Source organism: Parafilimonas sp., assembly GCF_051953455.1.
Classification (GTDB): domain Bacteria; phylum Bacteroidota; class Bacteroidia; order Chitinophagales; family Chitinophagaceae; genus Parafilimonas.
The window spans coordinates 94,920-109,009 of sequence record NZ_JBQCIT010000019.1; the positions used below are offsets into that span (position 1 = coordinate 94,920).

Annotated in this window: 13 protein-coding genes; 7 read left to right on the plus strand and 6 right to left on the minus strand. The window is 38.5% G+C overall.

Annotated features, from left to right (window positions below):
* Nucleotides 1-24 precede the first annotated feature (24 nt).
* Nucleotides 25-2,946 (minus strand): protein kinase domain-containing protein, encoded by a 2,922-nt coding sequence (locus tag ACTHN6_RS08330; protein ID WP_440435287.1) that lies wholly within the window; start codon nt 2,944-2,946, stop codon nt 25-27.
* Nucleotides 2,947-3,111: 165 nt separating this feature from the next.
* Complete coding sequence (locus ACTHN6_RS08335; protein WP_440435288.1) at nt 3,112-4,443, minus strand: DEAD/DEAH box helicase family protein; 1,332 nt, start codon at nt 4,441-4,443, stop codon at nt 3,112-3,114.
* A 957-nt stretch (nt 4,444-5,400) separates the two neighbouring features.
* Here ACTHN6_RS08335 and ACTHN6_RS08340 point away from each other — a divergent pair.
* On the plus strand, nt 5,401-5,760 hold the full coding sequence (locus ACTHN6_RS08340) for an alpha/beta fold hydrolase (protein ID WP_440435289.1): 360 nt from the start codon (nt 5,401-5,403) through the stop codon (nt 5,758-5,760).
* Nucleotides 5,761-5,898: 138 nt separating this feature from the next.
* On the opposite strand, the gene ACTHN6_RS08345 is transcribed toward ACTHN6_RS08340, so the two are convergent.
* Both ACTHN6_RS08345 and ACTHN6_RS08350 read right to left on the minus strand, forming a co-directional pair.
* Nucleotides 5,899-6,720 (minus strand): ferritin-like domain-containing protein, encoded by an 822-nt coding sequence (locus ACTHN6_RS08345; protein ID WP_440435290.1) that lies wholly within the window; start codon nt 6,718-6,720, stop codon nt 5,899-5,901.
* A gap of 11 nt (nt 6,721-6,731) precedes the next feature.
* A complete protein-coding gene (locus ACTHN6_RS08350; RefSeq protein WP_440435291.1) occupies nt 6,732-7,421 on the minus strand; it encodes a ferritin-like domain-containing protein in 690 nt (229 codons plus the stop codon).
* A 108-nt stretch (nt 7,422-7,529) separates the two neighbouring features.
* On the opposite strand from ACTHN6_RS08350, the gene ACTHN6_RS08355 reads away from it, so the two are divergent.
* From ACTHN6_RS08355 to ACTHN6_RS08365, 3 genes are all read left to right on the plus strand, one after another.
* Nucleotides 7,530-7,805 (plus strand): helix-turn-helix domain-containing protein, encoded by a 276-nt coding sequence (locus ACTHN6_RS08355; RefSeq protein WP_440435292.1) that lies wholly within the window; start codon nt 7,530-7,532, stop codon nt 7,803-7,805.
* A gap of 460 nt (nt 7,806-8,265) precedes the next feature.
* On the plus strand, nt 8,266-8,808 hold the full coding sequence (locus tag ACTHN6_RS08360; RefSeq protein WP_440435293.1) for an RNA polymerase sigma factor: 543 nt from the start codon (nt 8,266-8,268) through the stop codon (nt 8,806-8,808).
* Nucleotides 8,809-9,597, plus strand: coding sequence for an anti-sigma factor (locus ACTHN6_RS08365; RefSeq protein WP_440435294.1), 789 nt, complete (start codon nt 8,809-8,811; stop codon nt 9,595-9,597).
* A gap of 28 nt (nt 9,598-9,625) precedes the next feature.
* Here ACTHN6_RS08365 and ACTHN6_RS08370 read toward each other — a convergent pair whose 3' ends face one another.
* Together ACTHN6_RS08370 and ACTHN6_RS08375 are read right to left on the minus strand one after the other, a co-directional pair.
* Nucleotides 9,626-10,189 carry a hypothetical protein gene (locus ACTHN6_RS08370; protein ID WP_440435295.1) on the minus strand — a complete coding sequence of 188 codons (564 nt, stop codon included), beginning with the start codon at nt 10,187-10,189 and terminating at the stop codon, nt 9,626-9,628.
* Nucleotides 10,190-10,521: 332 nt separating this feature from the next.
* A complete protein-coding gene (locus ACTHN6_RS08375) occupies nt 10,522-11,163 on the minus strand; it encodes a DUF502 domain-containing protein (protein WP_440435296.1) in 642 nt (213 codons plus the stop codon).
* A gap of 121 nt (nt 11,164-11,284) precedes the next feature.
* Here ACTHN6_RS08375 and ACTHN6_RS08380 point away from each other — a divergent pair, with 121 nt between their 5' ends.
* The 3 genes from ACTHN6_RS08380 to ACTHN6_RS08390 form a co-directional block, all read left to right on the plus strand.
* Entirely contained in the window at nt 11,285-11,905 is a 621-nt protein-coding gene (locus tag ACTHN6_RS08380) for a TetR/AcrR family transcriptional regulator (protein WP_440435297.1), read from the plus strand.
* Nucleotides 11,902-13,242 carry a TolC family protein gene (locus ACTHN6_RS08385; RefSeq protein WP_440435298.1) on the plus strand — a complete coding sequence of 447 codons (1,341 nt, stop codon included), beginning with the start codon at nt 11,902-11,904 and terminating at the stop codon, nt 13,240-13,242. Before ACTHN6_RS08380 ends, ACTHN6_RS08385 begins: the two co-directional genes overlap by 4 nt.
* A gap of 17 nt (nt 13,243-13,259) precedes the next feature.
* A partial coding sequence (locus ACTHN6_RS08390) for an efflux RND transporter periplasmic adaptor subunit (protein WP_440435299.1) occupies nt 13,260-14,090 on the plus strand: 831 nt, incomplete at its 3' end.

The window sequence follows — 14,090 nt, forward strand, 5'->3', positions numbered from 1 at the left end:
ACGTCATCCAAAATAGCTTTTGAATTATACTTTATCAATCTTGTTGTGGTAAAAAAAACCTTCTTTGGTGTAAAAGACATTTGCCACTAACAATTCAGTCGTCCTTTTTAGAGTTAGTTCAAGATTGTAATTATGAGTAGCAACATTCCATAGATTTATATTCTTCTGTCGCAATTTCTCCTTTAATAACACAATAAAAGTTTTTATAAAACTCTCATCGACTATTAAACTAAAATCAATATTCCTAAAATATAATTTTGTAACAAGCTCTTTAGTTGCTTCGTTATTAGGAAGTGGCTGAGGAATTGATATTTTGCCCGAATTATCATAACTAAATTGTAGTTTGATAAGGTTATTCTTTGCATCTGATATAGAATAAAGTTCTTGATATTGTTTATGTTCGACGTTTAAAAACTTTACTGACTCCAATTCAAATTGGCTCAAATTATAGGCAAACAATCTGATTAACGCTGGTTTGTCTAATGGGAAATTATAAAGGCGAGCCTTTTCTTCTACTTCAGGGGTAACAATGTAAGAAGGTATATTGACTTTCAAAAAACTTGAGCTCATATACTCATCAAAAGCGTTTACGGCTTCTACACAGGCCAAATGAATATAAGGAGTTATTTTCGGAACGTTGAGAAGATATAATTTTTCCTTAGACGCTTTAAGACCAGTGTACAACCACCTGAAATATGTTTCATTTTCTTTGCCTTGGTCGGTTTCACAATCTAACATCACCTCATTCCATTTCCATCCTTGCGCTTTATGATTGGTAATGGCATAACCATACTTAATTAAAGCAACGTTGAAATACTCATTGTCCTTCAGCAGGAATTTAGTATTGGCTTTATACAACTTTTTATCGGGATTTGCTTCCTTGTATTTACGTTTAGCAACTAACATCATTGCAATTCTTTCTTCTTTCGAAATTTCTTTTGAATCAGAATTCAAGTAAGAGTCTAATATTAATAAGTTGGGAGAAATACCTAAGCGGGGAAAATGTATTTGCACTCGTCTAAAAAGCAGAAGTACGTCTATCTTCTTAACTTTTTGTCTAATACTTTCTAAATCAGGTGAACAACTTAACACTTCACCAAACTCCCCACTATATATATTATGACCTACCCCATTTAGCATAACATATATTGTGTTCGACATTAACATCCTGTCTCCTTTTTCAATAACTATCCCTTTGTTTACGGATTTTCTTATTTGAACATTTGCATTGAATACCTGTTTATGAGAATAAGTGATAAAAATTTTGTCTCTCATAGATGCATAAGTTGAGTAAAATCCTTCTATTTCAGAAGCAGAAGGCATATACACATTAATGGAATCTTTAGTCAGCCAAAGATTATTAAAAAGATTCTTTGAAATAGCTTCTGTTAAAGTAAGTGCGTTGTCAGCAAAAATCTTTGGTATCCCTTTATAAACAGGTTTGCTTAAGTTAAAATATTTTACAGCAACTTGAAACTTTTTTTCAAGAAGGGATTGAGACAATGATAAGGTTTCTTCACCTCTAATTATCTCCTTATCATCTCCAATAAAAATCACTTTTCTTCCATTCGATAGTTGAACTTGCGTGAAATTGATGAAGTCCGTTAACATCTTTCCACTCCCAAACACTGCCAGTTCATCATCAACATTTAAATCTGCTAGTAATTGAGCGTCATCCAAAGTATAAACAGTTTCTAAGGCATCCTCGTTTGCCTTTAATGGGTAGTGTGGTAGGTAGTCTTCTGTTTCAGAGAATTCATCAATAATATTCTCATCAATAGTGCCATTTTCGATATTTTGTATTTCAGTATCATTCAAATCATATATGTAACTGTAGATGCTTCGAAATGATAAACCCAATTCGAAAGTTTGTTTTTCTGCAAGTCTACTTCCTATTGTTATTAACACAGAATGTTTTAGAAGTCGTTTCACTTCATCGTTAATGCGAGAGATTAGCAGCGATTTGCCGCTGTTTGCAACGCCAGTTAGCACAAATATTTTATCTTCTTTATTAACAAGAAACTCTCGAATGTTTTTAAAAGCTTCTTCTTGTAGTTGAGTAAATTTGGTTTGTTCTCCAACCGGTTCAATAATTCTTAAAGTGCTTAATTGATAAAGAAACTTTGAAATGTTGGGAAATCGATTTTCCACTTCCATCTCCATCGATTTCATAACTGTGTCAGAAAGATCTTTGGAAATCCCATTGTTTAGCTCATTAGGAGGAAGTAATGTTGACATGATTCTTAATCTCGCAGAAGTAGGAATTTGTCCCGTCAAAGAATAATAAAGAGTAGCGCCTAAACCATAAACATCTATATGCGATCCTTTCTTTCCAGTTCTTGAATATTGCTCTGGAGCGGCATACCCTTCCGAAAAAATTGCTGTTTGTTCGACATCTGTATCAACAATTTCCCGTGCCGCACCAAAATCTATTAAAATGGCTTTTCCTTCTTTATTAATAATAATATTTGCAGGCTTGACATCCCTATGAAGAATTGCCTTTTCGTTGATGATTTCTAATGCTCCACCAATTTGTTTAATAATTTTAATACTCTCACGCTGAGATAAATTGCCTTTACTTCTTACTAATTGTTGTAAAGTTTGGCCTTCTACATACTCCATCACAAAATAGGCAGTGTTATTTTCGGCGAACACGTCAGTAATTCTGATTATGTTGTCATTAGTAAATTGAGCTAATTGTTTTGCTTCCTCTAAAAAGCTGTTTTTGAAACGTTCATAAAGTTGGCTATGTTGGCTTATTGGGTGAACGATGTTTCCGTTTCGGTAGCACCAGCGAGACGGATAGTATTCTTTTATTGCAACATTTCGTTTTAGGGAGTCGAACCATGCTAAATAAGTTGTACCAAATCCGCCCATCCCTAAAACATCAGTAATTTTATATTTTAGATTTGGTTGTAACGCGACGCCAATTTGCAAAGCACTCATGTTAGATTTTTATGTTTATATTATATGGATACTTCTTCTTAGCTCAAAATACTCAAACGCTTTGTTTTATTATTCAATAATGTTATGCAATACAAGTGTGCGACACAACGATGCTTAATAGCAGCACTTCAGCTAAGTACATAAAAATAATAACCACTAACTTCATCACGCTGCTTGGCTTTTGTTTACAATGTCTTTATCCAGTTGCTTGCCGGTATATTCAATGTCTTCATCCACCGCTTCCCAGAATTTTTTTCTTGTTAATCGTTCCCGCTTATCAACCATTTCACCCACAGCAATAGCGCCCCCATGTTTGGAAATTTTTGTATCGATAGTAAATACATTATAAGGAACAAGCACACCATCAATCACTGCCTTTTCATAACCATAATCACTCACCAGGTTTTGATGGAAATAACCAAAAGTGCGGTTATCAGGCGTAGCCGTTAAACCAATTTGAAAAGCATCAAAATAATCCAGCACCTGTTTCCATAAATTATAAATGCTGCGGTGGCATTCATCAATTACAATAAAGTCGAAGAACTCAATTGGTATGGCTGCATTGTAAACAACAGGCAATGCTTCTTTTGGTGTAAAGTGTTCATTCGGATTTTCTTCTTCTGCACTTTCATCCAGTTCTGTTCCTTTCAAAATAGAATACATGCGTTGAATAGTGGAGATATACACTTTATTATCTTCAGGAATAAAACTGCTTTTTAACCTTGTAACAGGATAGAGTTCTGTGAACTTGCGGTTGTCATCATTAGGCAGGTAACTCATAAATTCCTGTTCAGCCTGTTCACCTAAATTCTTGGTATCCACCAAAAACAAAATGCGACCAGCTTTTGCAAACTTTAATAGGCGATAAATAAACGTAATTGCAGTAAATGTTTTACCACTACCTGTCGCCATTTGAATTAATGCCAATGGCTTTGCCTGCCTGAATGATTTCTCTAAATTATTGATAGCAGTAATTTGACAGTCTCTTAAACCGGCCCCTCCCGGCCTCCCCGAAGGGGAGGAGAAAGAATCACCCAGGTCAGGTATATCGTGTAACCGGGTGCGTAATGATGTACCTTGCTTTAACCAGTTGGCAAAAGTTTCCGGACGGTGAAATGTAAACACAGGCCTTGAACGTGGTTTTTTATCACGGAAATCTGTAAATCGCGTTACATCTCCTGTACTTTCATAACCAAAAAATAAAGGCTGGTTGTTTAGGTATTTTAGTTTGGCTGTTGCATAACCTTCTGTTTGTTCTTCATGCATGGTAAGATGCACACCTTCTTCTGCACGATTGGCTTCAATAATGCCCACAGGTTTTTTGTTAATGAACAAAACATAATCAGCCGGACCAATATTAGTCTGATACTCACGGACAGCAACTCCCTGGGAAGCCGAAAGATTAATTTCTTTTTTATATTGAACAACCCAGCCACAGGCAAGTAGTTGTCTGTCTATTTCATCACGGGCAAGTTGTTCAGGATTCTGGTTTAGCAAAACAAGTAATGGTTAAAAAAGCTAAAGCTAAAGATTTGGCTTGAAACAGGCAAAATCAAATATAAATTTTTGACATCTGTTTTATTTGTTGTATATCTTTCTATTGAACGCGGTCTCTCCCCTTTCCCGCAATACCTTTTTAGCATTCTTTGTATGCAATAAACGATACCTGGCTCAACTTCCCCATAAAAAATACAAATACCCGCCCGACAAACCGGCCTATGTATGATAGCTTGCCCCAAACCTCTGCCTTGTTCGTCTTTTCTTCGTCCCATCTCGCCGGCGGGGTAAACAAAGACGAACATGGTACGAACATGGTACGAACAAGATACGAACAAGATACGAACAAAAGGTATCTGAAAAATGCTGAAAAAAGCCTTTCAACAGGGTGAGGCCCCCATTCACCACACCTGTATTATCACACTGTCACCTGCAATAAGTTGTTTAGAATTTAAAAATCAAGGTACAACTGCTGAAAAATCATCAGTACAAACGCTAAATCAGGGCGGTGAACGGATGTGTTGAAATATCATCCGTTTTTGATTTTTTGGTACTTTTTTATCAGGAGAAAAGTACAACAAGAAAACCATTAATTTTCTAATCAGTAAATCGCCGCCAATCGAAAATACCAACTATCTAATTCCGGTTTGTGAAGACACAAACCGGTAGAATAAATATCATTTTTCTTGAACCTTTTTGAGATGAAATATTCATTCAATAAACTTGTATTATCCCACTGTCACCATAAAGTTATTAGAATTAAAAGTCAAGGCATAACTGCTGAAAAATCATCAGTACAAACGCTAAATCAGGGTGTAAGAAAAAATGTGCTGAATATCATTTTTTCTTGAACTTTTGGTACTTTTCTTTCAAGAGAAAAGTACAATAAGAAAACCATTAATTTTCAGATCAGTAAATCCCCGTCAATCGAAAATATCAACTATCTAATTCCGGTTTGTGAAGACACAAACCGGTAGAAATACACCTTTGAAAACCGCTTACGATGCCGTAGCGCCCGATACAACAAAATGGACTAAATTTTTGGAGCAGATGTTTGTTTTTGTTGCAAAACCCTTTAACCTGGGCGATTCCAATATTGCTAAAATAGCAGCGCCGGTATTAATCATAGCGGGCGATAATGATGGATTGGATAAGATTGAATTGATGAAAACCTACCAGTTACTGGGCGGCGGTGTTGCCGGTGATTTGCAACCAATGCCAAAATCCCAATTGGCTATTGTGCCCGCACAAAGTCATGTTACCCTGATGATGCAAACAGCAACTATTTTAAATTACCTGGAGAATTTTTTAAAGTAACCAGTGGCCTTAAGTATAGCGGATGCCGAAAGGCTACACCACAATATCCGGTACCTGTTGCCCTGCCCTTTGGGCAACAGGTAATTTATAGGCTAACCTTTCGCTTGCCTGTACCGGAATATTGAACTTTACTAAAACTTATTTTATAAATGGCCCTACAATCGCCAGCACTTCATCCATAGTTAATGGCTCATCAAAACTCTCGGTGGCGGCGTTTGCAGTTGCACCATCTAATGCGGTAATATCAATTTTTAATTGCATGGTGTTTTCTTCCCCGTTGTAAGAAGCCTGCACGGCAGAACCAATACCATTGGTGCTTTTACCTGTAATCCACGGTTTTTCAGAAGCGTCGGCGCCTGTCATCCTGCGTATCTTTCGCACATGCGATGCATGGCGCGCTTCCACAGAATGAATTTGCAGGGCTGCCGTTAAAACTTCATTACTGCTCATCAGGCCACCTGCCTGTCCTTTGTAAGCCCGTACGCCGGTATCTTCAAAAGTTTGGGAAACGGCAAGAAAAACCTGGTAATCTGAAAAAACAGTAGGGAAAGCACCGCCCGCTGTAAAATCAAACTCGGGCTTGTCAACCGGTGTGTCGCCCAATGCAGTGATGGTGGTTTTCAGGAAGGCAACATGTGCGGTTTCATGCTGCGATATCATGGCAAAAGAAGATTTTTCAGATGCATTGATAAGCCCGGCTGAAGCAACGGCTGTAGCATAAAATTCCGCTTCAAGATATTCCAGTGTAAGCGCAAAATTTAATATAGCGGTTATGCCTGAAGGTGGTGGTGCGCTGTATGCTTTGTTCAGCATGCCACCCAGTGCAAGGGGTACGGCTGTTAATGCAAGTTTTCCGCCGATGTTTTTAAACCGGTGCATGGCTGCCCGCCTGTCATCAATACGTTCATAAATCTCAGGGTCTGTTTCCTGTATCTGGTTAAATATATTCAGCAAATTCATATTACTATTTTTTAGTTTGTTGGTAAATGGGAGGCATCAAGTTTTGAAATAAGGAAAGAGGAAGCAATTGCCAATACATCATTTGGCAGCTTTGCCATATCCAAACCATTATTATCAACGGTAGTGTTGTCGCCAAATGAGCCGTAAGCAATAAGGTCGCGTATATAGGCTGCATGCCTTGCTTCCACCGAAACAATTTTCCCGGCAACAAGCAAATATTCTGCTGATGTTATCAGCTGCCCGGCACCATTGTAAGCGCTTACGCCAAGATCTTCAAATGCTTTGGCGGTACCCAAAACACTGTCCCTGCTGGAGAAATCAATGGAAGAAAAATCAACTTCCAAAGCAGGTATGGCGGCGCTGCCCAATGCTGTTTTAAAAAATTCACGATGCGCCACTTCATGATCGCGGATGTCCGTAAGCAAAGCCACTTCATCTGTGGTAATGCCACCATACTGCGTTGTTATTACCTGCGCATAAAATGCTGCTTCCAGTTGTTCCAAAGCATAAGCATAGTTTAATATGCCGGGGTCGCCGCTGCCCAAATCAATACCGCCATTGCTGCCATGATTATCATCGTCTTTGCTGCACGCCGTTATAATGCCGGCAACAGATGCAGTTACCGCCATGCGGCCGATGAAGTCTCTTCTTTTCATACTGTTATTGTATGAAAATGTTTTACGTTTTTGTAGTGTGTTCATTCCGGTTGTTTTAAATGTGTATTGGTAATTACGGTTAATGTGCCGTATTGGATTCAACAAACAGCTAACCACGTTGTTATATTTATAGCTTTTAGGAATAAACCCGTTTTGGCAAAAAAATCAAAACCGGAAATCTGTAGCTGGCCAGGTATCGTATATGCGGCAATGAACCTTGTTAATAAAAAAATATCGCTGGTTGCCATACGCATAAAAGAAAAACGCATGCTGCTTAACTATACACAGGATTATGTGGCGCACAGGCTGAATATTTCACAGAATGCTTACAGTAAACTGGAATGCGGACTAACCAGTTGCACAGTTGAACGGCTTTTTGAAATAGCAGAGATATTTCAAACAGATATACACTTTTTCATTTGCCGGTAAAATAAATTTTTCATTATGCTGCTTTTATTACCCACAATAAATAATTGTATAACAACAGCGAATGGGTTTGTAGAAAATTTTAGAGAATATGTATTATTAATTATATAGAAAAAGTTTGAATCGTTATTTCAACGATAGGAGAATTGCGAAGCAATCATTGAGGCAAATGAAAACCATAATACACGAAATAAATCTCCTGAATTGCCAGCAATATAAATTTTATGAGATATCTCGTTACTTCGACATAACATTCGGTCAATATGATTTAATATTAAGATGCTCATAATTTTAATAGCACAACACGTTAATATATTATACCATTTTAAAAAATATAAACACCAAAGAAGCCTGCATTGCCTGCAGCAATAAAAATATTTTTATAAAAGGCTGGTTTTATGGAGCGCTAATTGTTTCTTTATGGTTTCACACAAAAGCAAACGCAATCGATCCCATAAAATCAATGTCTAATTCTTTATCTTATACAGAAGCTGAACTGGTGGCCGCCTTAAAAAGAAAGGAGCAGCCAGCATTTGGTTATTTGTATGATAATTATGCTGCGGCATTGAATGGCGTGGTTTATTCAATTTTGCAAAATGAGCAATTATCTGATGATGTGCTGCAGGAAGTTTTTATAAAGATATGGCGGCAGATAGACCAGTATGATGCTATGAAAGGCAGGCTTTTTACATGGATGATGAACATAAGCCGCAATGCAGCCATTGATGTTTTACGCAGTAAAAGTTATAATATGCAAAAGCAAAACCGCGGGTTTACAGAAAACGTATCTGAAAGTGCGGGCAAAACAACATTTGAAACAGACAACATTGATTTAAGAAAGATAGTACATACATTGAAAGATGATTACAAAACATTGATTGAACTGGCCTATTTTCAGGGTTATACGCAGGATGAGATTTCGAAGTTTTTGAAGATACCCCTGGGCACTGTAAAAACAAGATTGCGCAATGCGCTTATTCAGTTGAAAGGTTTTTTAAAAAAATAAATGGATATTAAAGCATACATACAAAGTGGCGCACTTGAACAATATGTTCTTGGTTTGGCAAGCCCGGAAGAGGTAGCCGAACTGGAACAACTGCGTGCTGAATATCCTGAACTTAACGAAGCTATTGTACAGGCAGAAAAAGATTTTGAAAATTATTTTCAATCACAAAAAAGGCAACCATCATCTCATTTAAAAGCAGCCATAGAAACAGCCTTATTTAAAGAGGATGATATACAGCTGACAACCATAACACCTGCAGAACCCGTTCAGAAAAAGACGGTTGCTTTATGGCGGATGCTGGCGGCGGCAAGCATTATACTGCTTATAATAAGCGCAGCCTTAAATTTCTACTTTTATTCAGGATATAAAGAAACCAAAGCGCAATACATATCGTTGCTAACGGAAAGAAATACGCTGCAGGCCAATAATGCATCGTATAAACAAAGCCTGCAATTGCTTGGCGACAGCGCTATGGTTAAAATTGAAATGAAAGGCACCACCGGCAGAGAACAAAATTTTGCCACGGTATTGTGGGATAAGAATTTAAAAGATGTTTACCTCTACTCGGCAAGCCTGTCGCAAATACCAGCCGGCAAACAATACCAGTTATGGGCCATTGTTGATGGTAAACCGGTTGATGCAGGCATGGTTTCCGGTTGCGACGGTATATGCAGAATGCCAAAGAAGATAGACCATGCAGAAGCTTTTGCTATAACCCTGGAAAAAGAAGGCGGCAGCCCTGTTCCCACAATGAATGAAATGTATGTGATTGGAAAGGTGAAAATCTGATAAAAACACTCGTACTTTTCAAATGCTGTTACCGCATATTGGCCATTACATTTTTAGTATTACCCAAAGAATCCAGCAACATCATTTGCGGGCTGCCTGATGAATCAACATATATTTCAAACCTCGGCCTTCCTGCATTATCATATAAAAAAACACCTGACTGGTTTTCCCGTGTCCGTCCTAAAAACAACCTTCGTTTAGAACCGGCTGATTTAAAAAGCACCTGCAGCTGTTTGTTGCGTTCAGCCGTATCTTTCATCTTATTAATGTTGTTCATTTTATCTATCAGAACACCCATATCTGCACCCACAGGAAATTCGTTAATGGCTAACCCACGCCGTACGGCCGCCTGGTTTCCATTGTAAGTTTCATCATCAATCATTTGTACAACCTGGCCGTTCCTGTAATTATCCATGATAAATGACATCATCATATTCACTTTATAACCCTCCCTGCTTTCATTATAAACGAGGCCGCCGCATTCGTTGCCGTTGTTATCAAAAAAAATAATTCCCGGCGGCCGCTCTCTTTTGGGAATATCCCTTCCGTTGATCCTGCCGGAGTGTTGTCTTGTTTCGTTGCTTAACACCATGCGCAGGCTTCCGTCTTCACCAATAAGGTTAATTCTTTTGGCTGTTAATTCATCTGCTTTTACTGTAGTAGTTTTATTGTATAAAAAGATAAACAGTAATAAAAAACTATAGTGCTCACCACGCTGTAAGCCGTAAGTAAATGAATGCGGCGTTGTAATTTTTCTTCCGTCATATTTAAAAATTTAATTGTTTACTGCGTACAAGGTGCAAAGCTGCACATCAGCGAAAGTAGTAAACTGCAAAGGACAGTAATAACGGCATTGGTTTTTTAAAACCAATATGCCCAATCGTAATCAAAGAAGTATAAGTGATTTAGAGATATAAGAGCGTCTTATACATGTTCATTTTCTTCCAAATGCGTAACCCCGCCGGATATAACAAACTTCATGGCTTCGGCACTATTCATATTATCAAGGGGCCTTATTTTTTCCTTTGGCACAAAATATACCACGCCGGTTAACGCATAAGACAAAGGCACATATACCGCCACATGTTCTTCAAGCCCGAATTGGGTAACATCATGCTGCGTAATAAAACCAACGCGCCAGGTGTCTGTTGCATCCACGCTTACCAATACAGGCTTATCAAACTTTTTGCGGTTGCCCCCAAAAGCTTCCAGAAAATCTTTTACAGCAGAATATATATATTTTATGCCGGGCGTTTGTTCCAGCACACGGTTCAAAAAGCTCAGTATCCTGGAAACAAAAAAAGAAGTGGATATAAACCCGATAACGGTTACAATTATTACAACCATTAAAAAACCAAGACCCGGAATAGTGCGCAGCGATCCGTCGGGCGCCGTCATCCATTTAGGGAACAGGGCAAACAGGATATCAGGCAGGAAATTATCAATCAGGTTAAACAGCCATACCACCACATAAATGGTAATGGCAATAGGTGCAATTACAATTATACCCTGGAAGAAATACTGCAGCACATGCCTGAAACTGAATTTTTCGGGTGAATTTTCCATACAGCAAAATTCAGGTCAAATCACGTAAAGTTTACCGTTCAGCAAAAAATAATAAAAAATTGTTTGCGGAAACTTTGGTTACGAAAATAGTTTCCATAGTTTTGCCCCCGTTTTTTGAGTTATGAGCATAAAGGAAAGAATTCAGCAGAAAGCGGGCGAGCTTTTTTTCAGGTATGGCATCCGCAGCGTTACGATGGACGAAATAGCCAGCCAGCTTGGCATTTCCAAAAAAACCATTTACCAGTTTTATTCTGATAAGGATTCGCTGGTAAAAGACATATTCACCGGTATTACCGATGAGAATAAAAAGAAATGCATACGGTTTAAAGATGTTTCTGAAAACGCCATTCACGAACAGTTTCTCGCAGCAGACTCGGCACAGGAAATTTTCAGTAACCTGAATGCTTCCGTGCTGTACGATCTTAACCGCTTTCATCCGAATGTGTTTGCAGATTTTGAAAAGTTTAAAAAACAGTTTCTTTTCAACTGTATTAAAGAAAACATGCAGCGTGGCATAAAGGAAGGCCTGTTCAGGAAAGACATCGATGTAAACATCATTACCTGGCTGAGGCTGGAAATGATTTCAGGTATTTTTCATAACGAAGAAGTTATAAGCGGCAAAACAAAACCGCATTATTTCGATGACGTAATGAAAGAGTTCTTTCTTCATGGCATCTGCACCGAAAAAGGGCTGACCCTCTTATCGAAATATAAACACCAACGTCAAAAAAAATCAACATGAGTTTATTGAAGAGTGTGTTGTTTACAGGATTAATATTAATATCAGCAAAGGCAATTTCACAGCAACCCGCAGTACATACCTTTTCCTTAAAAGATTGTATTGATTATGCTATGAAGAATAATGTTCAGGTTAAAAATGCCTTGCTGGATATTGAAATTCAGAAAGAAGATAACCGTTCCACCACCGCCAGGGCTTTGCCCAATCTTTCGGCCTCAGGTAATTATACCGGGTATGTAAAAATACCTACACAATTATTGCCGGGCGAATTCTTTGGCCAACCTGCCGGTACTTATGTGCCGGTGCAGTTTGGTACAAAATACAATGCAACCGGTACGGTTACCTTACAGCAAACTTTGTTTGACGGGCAGGTGTTTGTTGGCCTGCAGGCCCGCCGGGCGTCTATCGATTACAGGCAAAGGGCACAGGCAATTACTGAAGATATTATCCGGTTAAACATTTATAAAATATATTACCAGCTTGTAGTGAGCCGCACACAAATAGAGCAGTTGGATGCTAATATATCCCGTTCAAAAAATTTGCTGCACGTAACTTCTGAAATGTATAAAAACGGTTTTGCTGAAAAAATTGAGGCGGACAAAACTTCAGTGCAACTCGCTAACCTTGAAACGGAAAAATCATCTGCGCTTAACAGTATCAGGAATGGATATTATGGTTTGAAGTTTCTGATGGGCATGCCTCAAAAAGATTCACTGGTGCTAACAGATTCCGTTACAGAACAACAGTTAAAACAAGGGTTGCTCAACGAAGGCATATATGATTACAACAACCGTAACGATTACCAGTTAATGGAAACCCTGAATAAGTTGAATGAATACAACGTTAAAAGATATAAACTAAGCTACTACCCCACACTCGGCGTTACCGGCATTTATCAAAGATCGGGGCAGGGTAATGCATTCAATGTATTCAGTAAAGGGCAATGGTTTACGGCTTCCTATATCGGGCTTAACCTTACGGTTCCCATCTTTAGCGGCTTTCAAAAGAATGCCGATTTAAAGAAAGCGAGACTGCAGTTACAACAGTCGCAAAACCAGCTTGCTAATCTTAAGGATTCAATTGATCAGTCCATTGCAAAAGCAGTGAATGATTATCACACTGCCATTACAACACTCGATTATCAAAAAAAGAATGTAAGCCTGGCCGAGCAGGTATATGCACAAGCCCAGAAGAAATATGAATCAGGCCTTGGATCAACATTAGATATAACCAATGCACAGGCAGATTTGCGCGTAGCCCAAAGCAATTATGTAAATGCCATGTACGATGCGGCAATAGCCAAAATTGATTACCTGTATGCCATAGGTGAACTTAAATAACTAATCAAACTAAGTTTATGAACATAAAACATATAGTAATTGCAGTTTCTTTAATAGCATTCGCTTCCTGCAGTGGCAAAAAAACTGGCAACACGCTTGCCGATAAAAAAGCAAAGCTGGAACAATTGAAAAAGCAGCAGGAGGATATTACTAAACAGGTAGCCAGCCTTCAGGCAGAAATTATTAAGCTTGATCCTTCAGCCAATCCGGAGAAAGCAAAGCTGGTTGCCGTTAAAAAATTATCAACGGAAGATTTTCAGCACTACATCAACCTGCAGGGTAAAATTGACGCAGAGAATATAGCTTATGTTACGCCCCGCAACCAGGGTGGCCAGGTAAAAGCGCTCTACGTAAAACAGGGTGATTATGTAAAGAAAGGCCAGTTGCTCTTGAAGCTGGATGATGCTATTTATCAGACACAGTTAAGCCAGGCGCAGACACAATTAAAATATGCGCAGGATATATACCAGCGCAGGAATAATTTATGGAAAGAAAATATAGGCACCGAAGTGGAACTTACCACGGCAAAGAATAATGTGGACCAGGCGCAGCACCAGGTTGACCTTATTAAAGAACAGCTCGGCTATACAAATGTGTATGCAGAAATGAACGGCGTTGCCGATGAAGTAACTATAAAAGTAGGCGAAACATTTACAGGCAACCCGGTTGCCGGCGGCTATATAAAATTGGTAAACACCAGCGATTTAAAAGCAACCGCACAGGTGCCCGATAATTATCTTGAAAAAGTAAAAGTGGGCAGCACGGTAAAGATCATTTTACCCGATATTAGTGATACGCTTACTTCAAAAATTACAACGGCGGGTAAAGTGATTGATCCTAATAGCCGC

Excerpts from the sequence above, each read along its gene's own strand:
- ACTHN6_RS08365 (WP_440435294.1), top strand. The coding sequence starts at position 8,809 with ATGGATATTAAAGCATACATACAAAGTGGCGCACTTGAACAATATGTT.
- ACTHN6_RS08350 (WP_440435291.1), bottom strand. The coding sequence starts at position 7,421 with ATGAACACACTACAAAAACGTAAAACATTTTCATACAATAACAGTATG.
- ACTHN6_RS08385 (WP_440435298.1), top strand. The coding sequence starts at position 11,902 with ATGAGTTTATTGAAGAGTGTGTTGTTTACAGGATTAATATTAATATCA.
- ACTHN6_RS08360 (WP_440435293.1), top strand. The coding sequence starts at position 8,266 with ATGTCTAATTCTTTATCTTATACAGAAGCTGAACTGGTGGCCGCCTTA.
- ACTHN6_RS08375 (WP_440435296.1), bottom strand. The coding sequence starts at position 11,163 with ATGGAAAATTCACCCGAAAAATTCAGTTTCAGGCATGTGCTGCAGTAT.
- ACTHN6_RS08345 (WP_440435290.1), bottom strand. The coding sequence starts at position 6,720 with ATGAATTTGCTGAATATATTTAACCAGATACAGGAAACAGACCCTGAG.
- ACTHN6_RS08330 (WP_440435287.1), bottom strand. The coding sequence starts at position 2,946 with ATGAGTGCTTTGCAAATTGGCGTCGCGTTACAACCAAATCTAAAATAT.
- ACTHN6_RS08370 (WP_440435295.1), bottom strand. The coding sequence starts at position 10,189 with ATGGTGTTAAGCAACGAAACAAGACAACACTCCGGCAGGATCAACGGA.
- ACTHN6_RS08380 (WP_440435297.1), top strand. The coding sequence starts at position 11,285 with ATGAGCATAAAGGAAAGAATTCAGCAGAAAGCGGGCGAGCTTTTTTTC.